This window comes from Bradyrhizobium sp. USDA 241 (assembly GCF_049739505.1).
Classification (GTDB): Bacteria; Pseudomonadota; Alphaproteobacteria; order Rhizobiales; family Xanthobacteraceae; genus Bradyrhizobium; species Bradyrhizobium liaoningense.
This window is the reverse complement of sequence record NZ_JBMGPZ010000002.1, coordinates 248,987-265,864: the sequence shown is the minus strand read 5'-3', so window position 1 is coordinate 265,864 and position 16,878 is coordinate 248,987. Positions and strand designations below refer to the sequence as shown.

Annotated in this window: 12 protein-coding genes; 3 read left to right on the top strand and 9 right to left on the bottom strand. The window is 63.6% G+C overall.

Annotated elements, in window-relative coordinates; all coding sequences use genetic code 11:
- Positions 1–62 precede the first annotated feature (62 nt).
- The 3 genes from ABIF91_RS02170 to ispH form a co-directional block, all read right to left on the bottom strand.
- Positions 63–518, bottom strand: coding sequence for a cupin domain-containing protein (locus ABIF91_RS02170; protein ID WP_028176731.1), 456 nt, complete (start codon positions 516–518; stop codon positions 63–65).
- A 309-nt stretch (positions 519–827) separates the two neighbouring features.
- A complete protein-coding gene (gene hpnH / locus ABIF91_RS02165; RefSeq protein WP_028176730.1) occupies positions 828–1,988 on the bottom strand; it encodes an adenosyl-hopene transferase HpnH in 1,161 nt (386 codons plus the stop codon).
- Between the two features lie 35 nt (positions 1,989–2,023).
- Positions 2,024–2,935 (bottom strand): 4-hydroxy-3-methylbut-2-enyl diphosphate reductase, encoded by a 912-nt coding sequence (gene ispH, locus ABIF91_RS02160; protein WP_424578732.1) that lies wholly within the window; start codon positions 2,933–2,935, stop codon positions 2,024–2,026.
- A 454-nt stretch (positions 2,936–3,389) separates the two neighbouring features.
- Here ispH and ABIF91_RS02155 point away from each other — a divergent pair, with 454 nt between their 5' ends.
- Positions 3,390–5,978, top strand: a complete 2,589-nt coding sequence (locus ABIF91_RS02155; protein ID WP_028176729.1) for an MMPL family transporter — start codon at positions 3,390–3,392, stop codon at positions 5,976–5,978.
- Here the strand turns inward: ABIF91_RS02155 and ABIF91_RS02150 are convergent.
- The gene (locus ABIF91_RS02150; RefSeq protein ID WP_028176728.1) at positions 5,946–6,599 is read right to left on the bottom strand and encodes a DUF2147 domain-containing protein; all 654 of its coding nucleotides are present in this window, start codon (positions 6,597–6,599) and stop codon (positions 5,946–5,948) included. The genes ABIF91_RS02155 and ABIF91_RS02150 overlap by 33 nt on opposite strands.
- Before the next feature lie 142 nt (positions 6,600–6,741).
- On the opposite strand from ABIF91_RS02150, the gene hpnO reads away from it, so the two are divergent.
- Entirely contained in the window at positions 6,742–8,133 is a 1,392-nt protein-coding gene (gene hpnO, locus ABIF91_RS02145; protein WP_028176727.1) for an aminobacteriohopanetriol synthase HpnO, read from the top strand.
- A gap of 244 nt (positions 8,134–8,377) precedes the next feature.
- Here the strand turns inward: hpnO and ABIF91_RS02140 are convergent, their stop codons facing one another.
- Both ABIF91_RS02140 and ABIF91_RS02135 read right to left on the bottom strand, forming a co-directional pair.
- Complete coding sequence (locus tag ABIF91_RS02140) at positions 8,378–9,259, bottom strand: alpha/beta fold hydrolase (RefSeq protein WP_424578731.1); 882 nt, start codon at positions 9,257–9,259, stop codon at positions 8,378–8,380.
- 30 nt (positions 9,260–9,289) lie between these two features.
- Positions 9,290–10,909 (bottom strand): GMC family oxidoreductase, encoded by a 1,620-nt coding sequence (locus ABIF91_RS02135; protein WP_424578730.1) that lies wholly within the window; start codon positions 10,907–10,909, stop codon positions 9,290–9,292.
- Positions 10,910–11,083: 174 nt separating this feature from the next.
- On the opposite strand from ABIF91_RS02135, the gene ABIF91_RS02130 reads away from it, so the two are divergent.
- Positions 11,084–12,256 (top strand): M20 aminoacylase family protein, encoded by a 1,173-nt coding sequence (locus ABIF91_RS02130; RefSeq protein ID WP_028176724.1) that lies wholly within the window; start codon positions 11,084–11,086, stop codon positions 12,254–12,256.
- A gap of 111 nt (positions 12,257–12,367) precedes the next feature.
- On the opposite strand, the gene ABIF91_RS02125 is transcribed toward ABIF91_RS02130, so the two are convergent.
- The 3 genes from ABIF91_RS02125 to ABIF91_RS02115 form a co-directional block, all read right to left on the bottom strand.
- Positions 12,368–13,996, bottom strand: coding sequence for an inorganic phosphate transporter (locus tag ABIF91_RS02125; RefSeq protein ID WP_028176723.1), 1,629 nt, complete (start codon positions 13,994–13,996; stop codon positions 12,368–12,370).
- A gap of 94 nt (positions 13,997–14,090) precedes the next feature.
- On the bottom strand, positions 14,091–15,533 hold the full coding sequence (locus ABIF91_RS02120; protein WP_424578729.1) for a UdgX family uracil-DNA binding protein: 1,443 nt from the start codon (positions 15,531–15,533) through the stop codon (positions 14,091–14,093).
- Positions 15,533–16,768: a putative DNA modification/repair radical SAM protein gene (locus ABIF91_RS02115; protein WP_028176721.1), complete on the bottom strand. Its 1,236-nt coding sequence runs from the start codon at positions 16,766–16,768 to the stop codon at positions 15,533–15,535. The genes ABIF91_RS02120 and ABIF91_RS02115 overlap by 1 nt, the downstream gene beginning before the upstream one ends.
- Positions 16,769–16,878: the final 110 nt, after the last annotated feature.

Sequence of the window (16,878 nt, the reverse complement as noted above, 5' to 3'; positions counted from 1 at the left end):
CTTTTTGCATTGACAGCCAAGTGTGCGTGCAGGCCAGGCGCCGCCTCGTCGCTCTGAGACGCTCAGTCGGCCTTCAGGACCGTAGCAACTGCGCCCTTCGGCTTCACGTCGATGACCAGGAGCTTGACCGGTTCGCTCCCGATATTCTCTGCCTTGTGCCATTGATCGACCGCTTCGAGAATGAAGCTGCCGGCACTGTAAGTCTCGGTCTTGTTGACGTCGAGATTGGTCACCCGCAGCGTACCCGATTGCATGTAGCCATAGCGGGGATGCGGGTGCTTGTGCTCAGGCAATTTCGCGCCCGCCGGGATGTCGTAGGTTGAAACGGAGATCTGCACGTCCTTCTGCGGCATCACGATTGGCTGTCCGCTCGATGTGTTCAAAGTCGTGAGTATCGGAGTCACCTTCACGGCCTTCGCGCTATCGGCTGCCTGAACATTTTCCGCCAGGGCCGGCGAAACAAGCAGAACAAGGCCCGCTGCAATTCCTGGCAGTCCGCGGTAATTCAACTTTGACACGTTGCGTCTCCTTTGTAGTCGTCGCGGATAGTCGATGCGCCAAAGGCGCTGACGGCGGCGACCATCCCGTGGGAGTGGATGCATGTCGCCCGCTACAAAAGTATTTCTGTCTCCTTCAGGGTCGTTACCAATGCAACGCTGTTGCGGATACATGTCGTCTTGAACAGCACGCCTGCTGGCGTCGGCTTGCTGAATGGCTTTGCGGGAATGATGCGGCAAAGGGAATGCAGGACGCTTGCGCCGAACAAGCAAAAGGCCCGGTCGCGATGAAGGCCGGGCCTTTTGTGTTTCGATATTGGTGGTCCGCTCTTACGCGGCGGTCGAAGCCTTCTGCGCGGCCTTCGCCTGCGCAGCGGCGGCCTCGTCTTTGCGAATCTCCGACAGGCGCTTCTGCACCTCCGCCGAGAAGATGTACTGCGCCGGGCGCTGCTTGGAGAGGTCGATCTCCGGGGCCATCGGGCCGGTCGTCCTGACGCCGCGCAGCGACACCCACATCGCCTTCAGCGGGTTGTTGAGGGCTGCGGTCGCCGCCGTCGGCTCGTAGCCGCAATGGGCCATGCAGTCGGCGCACTTTTCGTACTTGCCGGTGCCGTAGGTTTCCCAGTCGGTGGTCTCCATCAGCTCCTTGAAGGTCTTGGCGTAGCCTTCACCGAGCAAGTAGCAGGGCTTCTGCCAGCCGAAGATGTTGCGCGCGGGCATGCCCCACGGCGTGCACTCGTATTCCTGGTTGCCGGCGAGGAAGTCCAGGAACAGGCCGGAATGCATGAAATTCCACTTCTTGCCCTTGCCCATGGCAAAGACGTCGCGGAACAGCTTCTTGGTCTTGGTGCGGTTGAGGAAATGCTCCTGGTCCGGGGCGCGCTCATAGGCGTAGCCCGGCGACATCGAGACACCGACGCCGAGTTCGACGGTGAGGTCGAGGAATTTCGCGATCTCCTCGGCCGGATGGCCGTCGAAGATGGTGGCGTTGACGTTGACGGTGAAGCCGCGCGCCTTGGCCGCCTTGATCGCGGAGACGGCGCGGTCGAACACGCCCTTCTGCGACACCGCCTTGTCGTGGTGGTCGCGCAGGCCGTCGAGATGCACGGAGAAGAACAGGTACGGCGAAGGCTCGAACAGATCGAGCTTCTTCTCGAGCAGCAGCGCATTGGTGCAGAGCGAGACGAACTTCTTGCGTGCGACGAGGCCGCGCACGATCTCGCCGATCTCCTTGTGGATCAGCGGCTCGCCGCCGGGAATGGCGACCATCGGCGCGCCGCACTCGTCGGCGGCGTCCCAGCACTCCTGCGCCGTCATGCGGCGGTTCAGGATCGCGTCGGGATAATCGATCTTGCCGCAGCCGACGCAGGCGAGGTTGCAGCGAAACAGCGGCTCCAGCATCAGCACGAGCGGGTAGCGCTTGCGGCCAAGCAGTTTCTGCTTGAGCAAATAGCCGCCGATACGCATTTCCTTGAAGAAGGGGATAGCCATTACACGTTTCTTTCTGGGCTTGAAATTCGGGTGGGTCAGCTCGCGGCCAATTGGGCCGGAAGCCGAAATTCGATGTTCTCCTCGCGGCCCGGCAGCACCGAGACCTTGACCGGTCCGAGCCGCCGCATCGCTTCGATCACGTCATCCACGAGTATCTCGGGCGCCGAGGCGCCGGCCCTGGCGTTTTTCAGCCACTCCGGATTGAGCTCGCTGCCGTCGGCAATCAAATAGCTCGCGACGCCGGCCTCGGTGCCGATTTCGCGAAGCCGGTTCGAGTTCGAGCTGTTGGCAGCCCCCACCACCAGGATCACGTCGACCAGCTTGCTCAAGTCCCTTACCGCAGATTGGCGGTTCTGTGTCGCATAGCAGATATCCCGGATATCCGGACCTTGAATGTCTGTAAAGCGGGCCTGCAGGGCCGCGATGATGTCCTTGGTGTCGTCGACCGACAGGGTGGTCTGGGTGATGGAGGCCACCGGCGTATCCGCCGGCAGCGTGAGCGCCTTAACCTCCTCGACGCTCTGGACAAGCTGCACGGGCCCCGGGACCTGGCCCATCGTGCCCTCGACCTCGGGGTGGCCGGCATGGCCGATCAGGATCAGCGTGCGGCCCTTGCCGATGTAGCGCTTCCCCTGATTGTGAACCTTCGTGACCAGGGGGCAGGTGGCATTGAGCACCGGAAGATCGCGCGCGGCGGCCTCTTCCTCGACGCTGCGGGCGACTCCATGGGCGCTGAAGACCGTCACCGCTTTCGGGGGAACCTCGGAGAGTTCCTCGACGAAGATCGCGCCTTTGCTCTTCAGGCTCTCGACGACGTATTTGTTATGCACGATCTCATGGCGCACGTAGACCGGGGGGCCGTATTTCTCCAGTGCCCGTTCCACGATCTCGATCGCACGCACCACGCCCGCGCAGAAGCCGCGCGGTTGCGCCAGATACACTTCCATTGGACGCTCGTTACGCAAGTTTCACCAATCCGCTTTTGTAAGTCCCCGACGGCACCCCGATACTGACCAATGAGCTGCAATATCCGCACCATTGGTTCGCCTACGCGGTAGCTGCCCACCCCCGAAGGGGCTCCGGCGCATGGAGGCGCAATACTTTGTGTCAAAAAATCGGCATAAAGGAAAGGTCGGACCGCTACGGATCCCATTTTTAAGGTATCATAGTAGGATATGCGATGGGTGCAATGCGCGACATTCGTGCATCGTCCTTCGTCACTTTCCCGCCTCAACTCCCCGGCTATACCGGCCGCCCCGCATGATTTTGCCCCGGTCTCCCGCCGTTTACCTCGAACCTTCTCGCGGCGAGAACCACTCAAAACAGCAATAGGTTTCGCCCGGAAACTCCGATAAACAGCGGGCGTTTCCGGCAAGCTGTTTAACCGCAGAAAGAAAAGAAGTGCTGCAAAGCGTCGTCGTTGCCATTGTCAGGGCCTGCACCCGGTTTGCCTCCCTCGTCGTCCTTCTCGGGCTCCTGCTGTCGGTGGGAGCGGGCTATTACGCCGCGCGCCACTTCGCCATCAACACCGACATCAATTCGCTGATTTCCCAGAATCTCGACTGGCGCAAGCGCGACCAGCAATTCGACCAGGCGTTCGATCAGAACGAAACGATCCTCGCCGTGATCGAGGCCCGGACGCCGGAGATGACGAGCGCCGCAGCAGACGCGCTCTATGCAAGGCTGAAGGACGACAAGACCAACTTCCAGTCGATGCAGCAACTCGGTAGCGGCGAGTTCTTCGAGAAGAATGGACTGTTGTTCCTGCCGACGGAGGAAGTCGCCAAGACGACCGGCGAGCTCGAATCCGCCGCGCCCCTGATCGAGATCATGGCCGGCGATCCCTCGATCCGCGGCCTGACCGGCGCGCTGGAAACCGGCCTTGCCGGCGTCAAGCGAGGCCAGGTCAAGCTCGACAACACCGAACGGCCCTTCAACCTGATCGCGCAGACCGTCGAGACCGTGCTCAACAAGGGCAATGCCAGCTTCTCCTGGCGCGAACTCGTCAGCGACGAGCCGTTGAAGGCTTCGGACAAGCGTGCCTTCATCGAGTTCAAGCCCATCCTCGATTACAACGCACTGGAGCCGGGCAAGGACGCGACCAACGCGATCCGGAAAGCGGCGGCCGATCTGGACTTCCCCAACAAATACCAGGCGCGGGTGCGTCTGACCGGCCCGGTCCCGATCGCCAACGAGGAATACGCGACCGTCCAGGAGGGAGCCGTCGTCAACGGCGTCGGCACCGTTCTCGTCGTGCTGCTCATCCTGTGGCTGGCGCTGCATTCGGCGAAGATCATCTTTGCGGTGTTCGTCAATCTCTTCGTGGGCCTTACGATCACGACCGCGGCCGGCCTGATGATGGTCGGCTCGCTCAATCTGCTGTCGATCGCGTTCGCGGTGCTGTTCGTCGGCCTCGGCGTCGATTTCGGCATCCAGTACAGCGTCCGCTACCGCTCCGAGCGCTACAAGCACGATGACCTCTCGGGCGCGCTGGTGCTGGCGGCCAAGCGCTCGGCGGTGCCGCTGTCGCTGGCTGCAATGGCCACCGCGGCGGGCTTCCTCTGCTTCATGCCGACCGACTACAAGGGCATCTCGGAACTCGGGCAGATCGCCGGCGTCGGCATGCTGGTGGCGTTCGTGTCGAGCATTACCGTGCTGCCGGCGCTGCTCAAGCTTCTGAACCCGCCCGGCGAGCCGGAGCCCGTCGGCTATGCCTTCCTGGCCCCGCTCGATCACTTCCTGGAGAAGCATCGCGTGCTGATCGTCGGCGGCACGCTGCTGCTCGCGCTTGGCGGCCTGCCGCTGCTCTACTTCATGAAGTTCGACTTCAACCCGATGAACCTGCGCAATCCGAAGGCCGAATCGATCGCCACCTTCCTCGATTTGCGCAAGGACCCCAATACCGGTGCCAATGCCATCAACGTGATGACGACGTCGGAAGAGCAGGCGAGGCAGGTCGAGGCAAGGCTCGAGAAAGTGCCCGAGGTGCTCAGGGTGATGTCTCTCGACAGCTTTGTGCCGCAGGACCAGCCGCCGAAGCTGAAGCTGCTTGCGCAGGCGGCCAAGGTGCTGAACCCCGCGCTGAACCCCGATCAGATCGATGCGGCGCCGTCGGATCAGGAAAATGTGGAGTCGCTGAAATCCTCGGTCGACAATCTGCGCCGGACCGCGGGCGACGCGAAGGGGCCGGGTGCGGTCGCCTCGCGCCGTCTTGCAGACGCGCTCGAAAAGCTCGCCGATAGCGACGAGGCCACGCGCAACAAGGCGCAGGACGTGTTCGTCACGCCGATGAAGATCGTGTTCGACCAGCTCAGGAACGCCATGCAGGCCGAGCCGGTCACCCTGAAGTCACTGCCGCCCGAGCTCGTCAACGCCTGGAAGAGCAAGGACGGCATCATCCGCGTCGAGGCGCTGCCCAAGGGCGATCCCAACGACAACGACACCCTGCGCAAATTCGCGGCGGCGGTGCTCGCGGCCGAGCCGACCGCGATCGGCGGACCGGTCTCGATCCTGAAATCCGGCGACACCGTGGTGAAGGCGTTCATCCACGCCGGCATCTACGCGCTGGTCGTGATCGGGCTTTTGCTGTGGATCACGCTGCGCCGGTTCGTCGACGTGCTGATGACGCTGGTGCCGCTTCTGGTTGCCGGCGCAGTGACGCTCGAGATCTGCGTGTTGATCGGGCTGCCGCTGAACTTCGCCAATATCGTTGCGTTCCCGTTGCTGCTCGGCGTCGGTGTCGCCTTCAAGATCTATTATGTCGTGGCGTGGCGCTCGGGCAGAACAAACCTGCTCCAGACCAGCCTCACGCGCGCGATCTTTTTCAGCGCTCTGACGACGGCAACCGCGTTCGGCAGCCTGTGGCTGTCGAGCCATCCCGGCACGTCCAGCATGGGCAAGCTGCTGGCACTCTCGCTGGTGACGACGCTTGCCGCCGTGCTGCTGTTTCAGCCGGCCCTAATGGGCAAACCCCGCAATCTCAGGGAGTAGGCAGATGTCGCCGACGGGGTCGGCGGCGGCCTTCTGACCGGGCTTGGCGGCGCCGGCGGCCTTCGGAGCTGCAGGCGCAGGCGCAGGTGCCGTGGCGCCTGTCGTGGCTTGAGCTGCCTGCGCACCTTGAGCCTTCGGCGGCGTGGCGCCGCCGGATTTCGGCGCGCCCTTGGCCATGGCGTTGACGGGACTCGAGGGGATTGGCGGGCCGACCCGGGTCCAGGTCTCGCCGCCGCAGAGGAAGCCCATCACGCAGCCCTTGATTTCGAGCTGATCGGCACCAGCCGGCGTGATGGTCGCGCTATAGAGCTGTCCATCCTTGGCGTTGTAGACCTGTCCTTCCCACTGATCGATGCCGGGTTTCTTCTTCATATCGATCAGGGTTGCCATGCCCAGCGTCGGCCTGTTCTTTTTCGAGACATCCGGATTGTTCTCGTCGCGCCCCCCGGACTGCTTTTCCCAGGAGACTGCGCCCCACATGCTGCCATAGCATTGGGCGACACGAATGTTGGCGACGCCGTCGGCGACCCGCCAGTCGCCGGTCGGGTCTGCCGCGAGCGCGGGTGTCAGGCAGGTGTAACCGCCAGCCAGTATTAGTCCGGTGTAAAGGGCTAAACGCATGATGGTTCCTTGGCAGTGCAACATGATCTAAAAGCTGTGCTTGCGAAGATGGTCCGAAAAAGGGCAAAAGGCCGCACAGACCGTTTTCAGCAGCGGTCCGTTTTCAGTTGACGAGACGGCCTCCAATCGAAGTATGTAGCGGATGCACAGCCCAAATCCAGACATGTCTCAGCTATTCGCGGACCGTCAGGCCCAGCGCAGCACCCTGCATAACCGGTATCTGAACGAGCAGTTCGTTCGGGTTCTCAAGACCATCGGCTACGATGTCGGCTTCCAGAAGGGGCAGGGGCAGTACCTTTACGATCGCGAGGGCGCTCGCTACCTTGACCTGTTGTCCGGCTTTGGCGTTTTCGCGATCGGGCGCAATCATCCTGTCATGCGCGATGCGCTCAAGAGCGTGCTCGATGCCGACCTGCCCAACCTCGTCCAGTTCGACGTCTCGACGCTCGCCGGCGTGCTGGCCGAGCGGCTGCTGAAATACGTCCCCTATCTCGACAAGGCGTTCTTCGCCAATTCCGGCGCGGAATGCGTCGAAGCCGCGATCAAATTTGCGCGTGGCGCGACCGGCCGCCCCGGCATCGTCTATTGCGCCCACGGCTACCACGGCCTGACCTATGGCGCGCTGTCGCTGACGGGCGATTCGAACTTCCGCACCGGATTCGAGCCGCTGCTGCCGGGCTGCACCCCGGTCCCCTTCAACGATCTGGCCGCGCTGGAAAAGGCCCTGGCCTCGCGCGAGGTTGCGGCCTTCGTCGTCGAGCCGATCCAGGGCAAGGGCGTCAACATGCCCACCGACGAGTTCCTGCCCGGCGCGGCCGCGCTCTGCAAGAAATACGGCACGCTGTTCGTCGCCGACGAGATCCAGACCGGCATGGGCCGCACCGGCCGCTTCCTCGCGGTCGAGCACTGGAACGTCGAGCCCGACATGGTGCTGCTGTCGAAGTCGCTGTCGGGCGGCCACGTGCCGGTCGGCGCCGTGCTGACGCGCAAGAGCATCTTCGACAAGATCTTCAACCAGATGGACCGGGCGGTGGTGCACGGCTCCACCTTCTCCAAGAACGACCTCGCCATGGCCGCGGGCATCGCCACGCTCGACGTCATGGAGTCCGAGAAGCTGATCGAGTCCGCCGCCAAGCGCGGCGCCGAGCTGCGCCTCGCATTGACGCGCATGGTGCCCGGCTACGAGCTGATGAAGGAAGTGCGGGGCAAGGGCCTGATGATCGGCGTCGAGTTCGGCCCGCCGAAGTCGCTGCGCCTGCGGGCCTCCTGGAACGTGCTGGAGACCGCCAACAAGGGCCTGTTCTGCCAGCTCATCACCGTGCCGCTGTTCAAGGATCACAAGATCCTCACGCAAGTCGCCGGCCACGGCAGCCACACCATCAAGCTGTTGCCTCCGCTCACCATCACTGAGGAAGACTGCAGCTGGATCGAGCGCGCCTTCGACGACGTCATCGCCGGCAGCCACAAGGTCCCCGGTGCGATCTGGTCGCTCGGCAAGACGCTGGTGGACAACGCGGTGCGACGGTCGGCCTGATTTCTTGCCGGGCCTTTTCGACGATCGTCATTGCGAGCGCAGCGAAGCAATCCAGACTGTCCCCGAGGAGGCGGTCTGGATTGCTTGGTCGCTTCAGCGCAAAGTTGCTGGGCAATTTTGTCGCGAGCTCCTTGCAATGACGTGACAACGGGCGCTGCTATCCCTCCACATTCGCCTTCATCGCCGCCTCGAACTCGTCGCGTGAACGCGCTTATGGTGTTGCGCCGCGTCCGGGACATGAGAGCTATTTTGCAAACTCCCGCACGGCCTCGACCACGCATCCCGGCAATTCCTGCGCCACGCAATGACCGGCGCCCTCAAAGAACAATGTGCTGACGCTTGGAATCAGCGACGCGGCCCGTCGCGCCATCTCCTTGTAGATCGGCCCCGAATTCGCGGCTGTCGTGACGCGCACCGGGCAGTCGATCTCGGTCAGCCAGGCAAACGGATTGCCACGGGCGTCGCCAGCGTACACCTGCTCCATCGCCTCGAAGATCGGACGCAGGATCGCGGACTCGATCTCGGGTGTGCAGCAGAGTCGGACGCGGCCATCGTCGAGCGGCACGAAGCCGTGGCGCACATAGGCGCGCAGCGAGATCTCGGTCCAATCCGCAAAGGCCGGAGCGGCACGATAGCGATCGAACACGGCGTCGGCGCTGTCGAACTCAGCGCGCCGGCGCGTCGTGCTCTCGACGCGGGACAAGGATTCCTCGCTCAGTCCGCCGGAGCGCGTCCTGCGCGGGTCCATCACGGTCGGCTCCATCACGAATAGGCGCGTGAAGCGGCCGGGCAAGAGTTTCGCCGCGAGCAGGAGATCGGTCGCGCCCGCGCTGTGGCCAATGCCGTAGATGTCGCGGAGATCGAGCGCATCGATCACCCGGCCGACGTCGTCGGCGTAATCCAGGAAGTGATAAGCGCCGGGCTTGTGGCTCGCGCCATGGCCGCGGCGGTCGAGCGCATAGACTGTGTAAGTCGATGCAAGCTCGCGCGCGACCTCATCCCAGACATCGGCAACGAAGCCGGTGCCGTGCAGGAGCAGCGAGGGCGGCCTGCCGCTCTCGCCCCATTGCAACATGGCGATCTGCGCGTCGGCCGGGCCGATGGAAAAACGGTGCGGATTGATCATGGGTAAAGCAGTGATGCGCTGCGGGTTCGTTTACTTCGCGTCCTCCAGGATCATCGTGGCCCCTTTCTCCGCAATCATCGCCGTCGGCGTGTTGGTGTTTCCGGACGTGATGGTCGGCATGATCGAGGCATCGATGATGCGCAAGTTGCCGAGGCCGTAGAAGCGCAACCGCTCGTCCACCACCGCCATCGGATCGTTTGCCGTCCCCATCTTCGCAGTGCCGACCGGATGGAAGATGGTGGTGCCGATGTCGCCGGCGGCCTTGGCGAGCGAGGCGTCGTCGTCGCCGACGGAGGGCCCGGGCAGATATTCGCTTGGCCGGTACTTCGCGAGCGCCTTCTGCTGCATCAGGCGACGCGTCGTGCGGATGGCGTCGGCGGCGACCTGGCGGTCGTCGTCGGTCGACAGGTAGTTCGGCGCGATGATCGGCTTCTCATCCGGTGTCGCCGCGCGCAAGCGAACGGTGCCGCGCGAGGTCGGCTGGAGATTGCAAGCGCTGACCGTAATCGCGGGGAAGCGGTGCAGAGGATCGCCGAACTTGTCGAGCGACAGCGGCTGCACGTGAAACTGAATGTTGGCGCGGGCGCGCGTCGCATCCGAGCGCGTGAAGATGCCGAGCTGCGACGGTGCCATGGTCAGAGGACCGCGGCGGCGGAAGGCGTAGTCTAGACCCATCAGGCCGCGGCGGAAGAGGTTGTAATAGGTCTCGTTCAGGGTGCGGACGCCCTCGACCCTGTAGATCGCGCGCTGCTGGAGGTGGTCCTGGAGATTGCGCCCCACACCCGGCTTGTCCATGACAATGTCGATGCCGAGCGTCGACAGCCAGTCGGCCGGTCCGATGCCGGAGCGATGCAGCACCTGCACCGAGCCGATCGAACCTGCCGAGAGGATGACCTCGCGTTTCGCACGCGCCACGATGATCTCGCCGTTCTGGATGAAGCGGACGCCGACGGCGCGGCTCTGCTCGATGACGAGGCGATCGACCAGCACATGCTTCTCGAGCCGCAGATTGGGGCGGTTCAGTGCGGGCTTGAGGAAGCCGCGCGCCGAAGACCAGCGCCGGCCGCGCTTCTGGTTGACGTGGAAATAGCTCGTGCCTTCGTTGTCGCCGGTGTTGAAATCCGGGATGCGCTTGATGCCCATCTCCTCGGCGGCATCGCCGACGGCGTCGAGAATGGCCCATGACAGCCGCGGTGCCTCGATGCGCCAGCCGCCGCCGGCGCCGTGATGCTCGCTGGCGCCGAGGAAGTGGTCTTCCAGCCGCTTGAACAGCGGCAGCACGTCGTCATAGCCCCAGCCGGTCAGCCCAAGCTGGCGCCAATGATCGTAGTCGGCGGCCTGTCCGCGCATCGAGATCATGGCGTTGATCGCCGAGCAGCCGCCGATCACCTTGCCGCGGGGATAGGCGAGCGAACGGCCGTTCAGGCCGGGCTCCGCCTCGGTCTTGAACATCCAGTCCGAGCGGGGATTGCCGATGGCGAATAGATAGCCGACCGGGATGTGGAACCAGATCCAATTGTCGTCGCCGCCGGCTTCGAGAATGAGGACTCGGTTGTTCGGATCGGCGGAGAGCCGGTTGGCGACGACGCAGCCGGCCGTACCGGCTCCGACGACAATATAGTCAAACTCACCTTCGAGCCGCCTTGGCATTCTGCTTCCACCCGGATGGTCACTTTGCGTTCCGTCTAATAGGCAGACGCAGCGGATCGGGACAAGCCCGGCCATGACGAGAGAACAGAGCTACCCTGGACCCTCCGCCGGTTGGGTGGACCGGTGCTTGCATGGTAGACAGTCCTGTATTGCTAACAAAGCTTGGGACCTTCCATGCCTATCGTGAACCGCGTCGCCGACCTTCAGCCCGACATCCAGGCTTGGCGGCGGGACATCCATGAGCACCCCGAGCTGCTGTACGACGTCCACCGCACCGCAGCATTCGTCGCGGACCGGCTGCGGGAGTTCGGCTGCGATGAGGTCGTGACCGGTCTCGGCCAGACCGGCGTGGTCGGCGTGATCAAGGGCAACAAGCGTGCCGGCGAGGGGCCCAAGGTGATCGGCATGCGTGCCGACATGGACGCGCTGCCGGTCGAGGAGCAGACCAATCTGCCTTACGCCTCCAAGACCCCCGGCAAGATGCACGCCTGCGGCCATGACGGCCATACTGCGATGCTGCTGGGGGCCGCCCGCTATCTCGCCGAGACCCGCAATTTTGCCGGCGATGCCGTGGTGATCTTCCAGCCGGCCGAGGAGGGCGGTGCCGGCGGCGCGGCCATGGTCAAGGACGGCCTGATGGAGCGCTTCGGCATCGACCAGGTCTACGGCATGCACAACGGGCCCGGCATCCCGATCGGCTCGTTCGCGATCCGGCCGGGTCCGATCATGGCAGCGACGGACGAGGTCGATATCATGATCGAGGGCGTCGGCGGCCACGCCGCGCGCCCGCACAAATGCGTCGATTCCGTGCTGGTCGGTGCGCAGGTGATCACGGCACTGCAGTCGATCGTCGCGCGCAGCGTCGACCCGCTTGAATCGGCCGTGATCTCGATCTGCGAATTCCACGCCGGCAACGCCCGCAACGTCATTCCACAGACCGCGACGCTGAGAGGCACGATCCGCACCCTGTCGCCGGAGGTGCGCAAGCTGGTCGAAAAGCGCGTGCGTGAAGTTGTGGCAGGCGTGGCGCAGATCACCGGCGCCAAGATCGACCTGCGCTACAAGCGCAATTATCCCGTCGTGAACAATCACGCGGCGGAGACCGAAGTGGCGCGGCGCATCGCCGAGCAGGTCGCGGGTGAAGCCAATGTGCACGACATGGCCCCGCTGATGGGCGGCGAGGATTTCGCCTACATGCTCGAAGCGCGGCCCGGCGCCTTCATCTTCTGCGGCAACGGCGACAGCGCTGGCTTGCATCACCCCGCCTACAATTTCAACGACGAGGCGATCGTCTACGGCACGTCCTACTGGGTCAAGCTGGTCGAGGAACAGCTGGCGGCGTCGTAACGCTCCGTCGTCATTCCGGGTTCGGTCCTGCGGACCGCCCCGGAATCACAGCCTTGAATGCAAATGGCCGGGACAAACCCGGCCATCTGCGTTCATCGAGTGTCGTTCTGCTCAGAAGATTCGCGAGAAGATCACGTAGAGAGTGGCCGACAGCATGATCGCACAGGGCAGCGTCAGCACCCAGGCCATCAGCAGGTTGCGGATCGTCGACCATTGCAGGCCCGAACCGTTCGCTGCCATGGTGCCGGCGACGCCCGACGACAGCACGTGCGTGGTCGAGACCGGCAGGCCGAACACGTCGGCGGCGCCGATCGTGGCGGCGGCCACGAGTTCGGCCGAGGCGCCTTGCGCGTAGGTGAGATGGGACTTGCCGATCTTCTCACCGACCGTGATCACGATGCGCTTCCAGCCGATCATGGTGCCGAGGCCGAGTGCGATGGCGACCGCGATCTTCACCCAGTTCGGGATGAACTTCGTGGCGGCGTCGAGCGAACCCTTGTAGGCATTCAAGGTCGCGATCTCCTCCTTGTTGAGATCGTTCTCCTTGTCCTTCATCAGGAACCGGATCGCTTCCGAGATCATGTACATGTCGTTGCGGGTGTTGCCGACGGCTTCTGCCGGCACCTTGTTCAGCGTGCCGTATTTGGCGACCTGGTCGCCGACATCCTTCACCAGCACGGCGAGTGAGGGATAGGTGCCCTCGTTGATGTGACGCAACGTGATGTACTGCGTCACGGCCGGACGGGGATCGCCGATGATGCTGTGACCGGCGCCCTTCGCGGAGATCACCTGGGCGGCGGCATCCGAGGTCTTCTGGAACTGGATGACCTGGGATTCCGGCAATGCGCGGTTGAGCGCGTAGGCCGTCGGCACGGTGCCGATCAGGATCAGCATGATCAGGCCCATGCCCTTCTGGCCGTCGTTCGAGCCGTGCGCGAAGCTGACGCCGGTGCAGGTTGCGATCAGCAGGCCGCGAATCCAGAGCGGCGGCGGCTTGTTGCCTTCGGGGGCGGCATAGAGGGCCGGGTTAAGCACGATGAACTTGAGCAGCAGCAACAGCACGGCGGCGCAGATGAAACCGAACAGCGGCGACAGCAGCAGCGCATAGCCGATCTCGGTCGCCTTGCTCCAGTCCACGCCCGAGGTGCCGTCGGGGCCGCGCATCACGGCGTTGGCGACGCCGACGCCGATGATCGAGCCGATCAGCGTGTGCGAGGAGGAGGCGGGCAGGCCGAAGAACCAGGTGCCGAGATTCCACAGGATCGCGGCGATCAGCAGCGCGAACACCATGGCGAAGCCGGCGCTGGAGCCGACCTGGAGGATCAGCTCGACCGGCAGCAGCGAGACGATGCCGAAGGCGACCGCGCCGGAGGACAGGAGCACGCCGAGGAAGTTGAAGAAGCCAGACCACATCACCGCCACCTCCGCCGGCAGCGAATGGGTGTAGATGACCGTGGCCACCGCATTGGCGGTGTCGTGGAAGCCGTTGACGAATTCGAAGCCGAGCGCGATCAGGAGCGCAACGAACAGGAGGATGTAGGGCAGGTAGGTCGTCACCCGCACGCCCGTCGCGTTGACGTCGACATAGATGCTGTAGGCGACGAACAGCAGGCCGGCGGCGAGGATGCCGAAGAACAGGATCATCGTCAGCGGATTGAAGCCCTTGTCGAGATTTGGCCGCGAGGCTGGCTGGATCGGTGCGGGATCGGCTATTGCTCGGTCGAATGCAACATCGCTCATGTCTGGACGCCCCTTAACTTTCAGGTAAGGGTATTGTCCGCGATGGATTTGAAGGCCGGATGACACCTCAGGCGTGAAAGCCGTCTTCCAGTGTTCAGGCAGCCCGGGCGGCCTTCTTCTGCAAGGCAGCGGCGATCTTCAAATCCTCGACAAAGCGTCGATACTCCAGCACCTTGGCTTCCGGATCCGGCAGCCGCAGCAGATAGGACGGATGCACCGTCACGAGTGCTTTGCGTCCGTCGGGAAGGTCGATGAGCCGGCCGCGGTTCTTGCCGATCGGGGTGATCTTGCCGAACACGCTTTGCGCGGCGGTCGCGCCCATCGCCACGATGAGATCGGACTGGATTGCCGCAACTTCCCGCTCGTACCATTGCCGGCAGGCTCGGATCTCAGGTGTGTTCGGCTTCTGGTGCAGGCGGATTTTTCCGCGCGGCACGAATTTGAAGTGCTTGACCGCGTTGGTGACATAGACCTTCTTACGATCGACGCCGGCTTCCTCCAGCGCACGGTCGAGCATCTGACCGGCCGGACCGACGAAGGGATGGCCGGCGAGGTCTTCCTTGTCGCCGGGCTGTTCGCCGACCAGCATGATGTTGGCGGACTCCGGGCCTTCGCCGAACACGGTCTGGGTCGCGTCCTTGTAGAGATGGCAGGCGCGGCAATGCGCGGCCTCCTCGCGGAGCGCTTCGAGATCATCGGCAGCAAGCTTGTGTTTCATCGGGGCCTCCGGCCGCTTCTGAGGCTTGTGCGGATCGGTTGCGGCATTGGCGATCATGGCGCCGGTCATGCGCTCGGCGTCCTCGATCAGAGGCTTAATGATCGAAGCCTCGGGCAGGTTCCTCCAATATTTCTTCGGCATTTCGGCCTGCATCGCCTTCACCTTGAGCCGTGCCGGATTGAAGATGCTGGCGTAGTAGCGCCGCCAGGTTTCTTCCAGCCGGTCTTCGCTCGGTGCTTCGCTTCTGCTGACGCCGGATGTGAACGAAAGTGCGTGGCCATCCCAATGCGCGCAGAGGTCCGGTGTCAGGATCGACCAGGGCATGTCGGCAAAGCGTTTGGCGAAGAACGGCGCAGCGAGCTCGACGATATGATGCTCAGGCTCGAACCAGGCGACGTAATGCGCCTGGCGTTCCCGGCCGATCTCGCGGAAGCGGACGAAGGCATGCATCTTGTGCTCGTCGCGATAGACCGCTTTTGCCATGGCCGTGACCTGCGCGACGTCAGGATCGGTCGCAACCTCGATGAGATCGTGATTGTCCCTCAATCGCCAGAGCAGGCGATAGAGGATCGCAAAACGCTCGACATCGCGGTGCAGGATGGCGGCCTTGGCCAGCTCGACGAATTTTGCTGATACGTTGAAGGTGCCGTCGTTCACCTCGAGGGTCGGAGACGGCGCGGGTGGCGCAAACAACTCCGCTTCGCCACCTCGCACGGTCCAGGTGATATCACGCGGCTCCACATGACGTAGAACGAGCGTACGGGCAGCTTTGCGCCAGCCGTCGAAATCGGTTTCGGTATCGAGGGTGATGTACTGCATCAGAAGCCAAATCCGAGTTGCGTTGCCTTCGGCTTGAACCGTTCGATCAGCCCGGCAGCGTCGAGCCGATGGAGCGAGGGGCGGTGATCGCTGAGGACGATGAACGGCAGCGCCTTGTTCCGGGGCACGTGCAGCCGCGCGAGATCGGCAAGACGGATCGTGGTGGTGCGCCGCGTCGCAATGATGTGTTCGACCGCCTTGGTGCCGAAGCCCGGCACGCGCAGCAATTCCTCGCGGCTGGCGCGGTTGACGTCGAGCGGGAAGCGGTCGCGATGGCGGAGTGCCCAGGCCAGCTTGGGATCGATGTCGAGCGGCAGCATCGCGCTGTCGTCGACGATCTCGCCGACGTCGAAGCCGTAGAACCGCATCAGCCAGTCGGCCTGGTAGAGCCGGTGCTCGCGCAGCAGCGGCGGCTGCACCAAGGGCAAGGCACGGCTGGCATCGGGGATCGGGCTGAAGGCGGAGTAATAAACGCGCCGCAGCCGGTAGGCGCCATAGAGATTGGCGCTGGTGTGCAGGATGGTGTGATCGGAGGCCGCGTCGGCGCCGACGATCATCTGCGTGCTCTGGCCGGCCGGCGCGAAGCGCTGCGGCCTGGCCTTGGTCTTTGCGCTGCGGCTGTCCTCGGCCTCGTCCAGCTTCAGCCGCAGCCGGCCCATGGTGCGGCGGATCGCGCGAACGTCCTTCTCGGGCGCGAATTGCTGCAGGCTCGTCTCCTCAGGCATCTCGATGTTGATGGAGAGGCGGTCGGCATATTTGCCGGCTTCCGCGATCAGCGCGTCGTCGGCTTCGGGAATGGTCTTCAGGTGAATGTAGCCGCGGAAGTGATGCTCCTCGCGCAGCTTGCGCGCGACGCTGACCACCTGCTCCATGGTGTAATCGGGGCTGCGGATGATGCCGGAGGAGAGAAACAGGCCCTCGATGTAATTGCGCCGGTAGAAGTCGAGCGTCAGCTTCACGACCTCGTCGATGGTGAAGCGGGCGCGCGGCACGTTCGAGGAGGCGCGGTTGACGCAATAGAGGCAATCGTAATTGCAGGCATTGGTCAGCAGCACCTTGAGCAGCGAGATACAGCGTCCGTCCGGCGCGTAGGAATGGCAGATCCCCATGCCGGGCGCGGTCGAGCCCATTCCCTTGCCGTCGCTGGAATCCCGCTTCTCGGTGCCGCTGGAGGCACAGGATGCGTCGTATTTGGCGGCGTCCGCCAGGATTTCCAGCTTGCGTTGTACGTCCATCCTTGAATCCCTTTGATTCAACTCACGAATCCGATCGAGCGCCAATTCGATTGACTCTTCTGGTCCCGTTAGCTTTATATTAGAACATATCATGAACAAATGAGCCAGCC

What these genes read in the sequence shown, in the direction of transcription:
- ABIF91_RS02140 (WP_424578731.1), bottom strand. Translation starts at nt 9,259, where the DNA reads ATGATCAATCCGCACCGTTTTTCCATCGGCCCGGCCGACGCGCAGATC.
- hpnO (WP_028176727.1), top strand. Translation starts at nt 6,742, where the DNA reads ATGCACAGCCCAAATCCAGACATGTCTCAGCTATTCGCGGACCGTCAG.
- ABIF91_RS02130 (WP_028176724.1), top strand. Translation starts at nt 11,084, where the DNA reads ATGCCTATCGTGAACCGCGTCGCCGACCTTCAGCCCGACATCCAGGCT.
- ABIF91_RS02120 (WP_424578729.1), bottom strand. Translation starts at nt 15,533, where the DNA reads ATGCAGTACATCACCCTCGATACCGAAACCGATTTCGACGGCTGGCGC.
- hpnH (WP_028176730.1), bottom strand. Translation starts at nt 1,988, where the DNA reads ATGGCTATCCCCTTCTTCAAGGAAATGCGTATCGGCGGCTATTTGCTC.
- ABIF91_RS02115 (WP_028176721.1), bottom strand. Translation starts at nt 16,768, where the DNA reads ATGGACGTACAACGCAAGCTGGAAATCCTGGCGGACGCCGCCAAATAC.
- ABIF91_RS02135 (WP_424578730.1), bottom strand. Translation starts at nt 10,909, where the DNA reads ATGCCAAGGCGGCTCGAAGGTGAGTTTGACTATATTGTCGTCGGAGCC.
- ABIF91_RS02150 (WP_028176728.1), bottom strand. Translation starts at nt 6,599, where the DNA reads ATGCGTTTAGCCCTTTACACCGGACTAATACTGGCTGGCGGTTACACC.
- ABIF91_RS02125 (WP_028176723.1), bottom strand. Translation starts at nt 13,996, where the DNA reads ATGAGCGATGTTGCATTCGACCGAGCAATAGCCGATCCCGCACCGATC.
- ispH (WP_424578732.1), bottom strand. Translation starts at nt 2,935, where the DNA reads ATGGAAGTGTATCTGGCGCAACCGCGCGGCTTCTGCGCGGGCGTGGTG.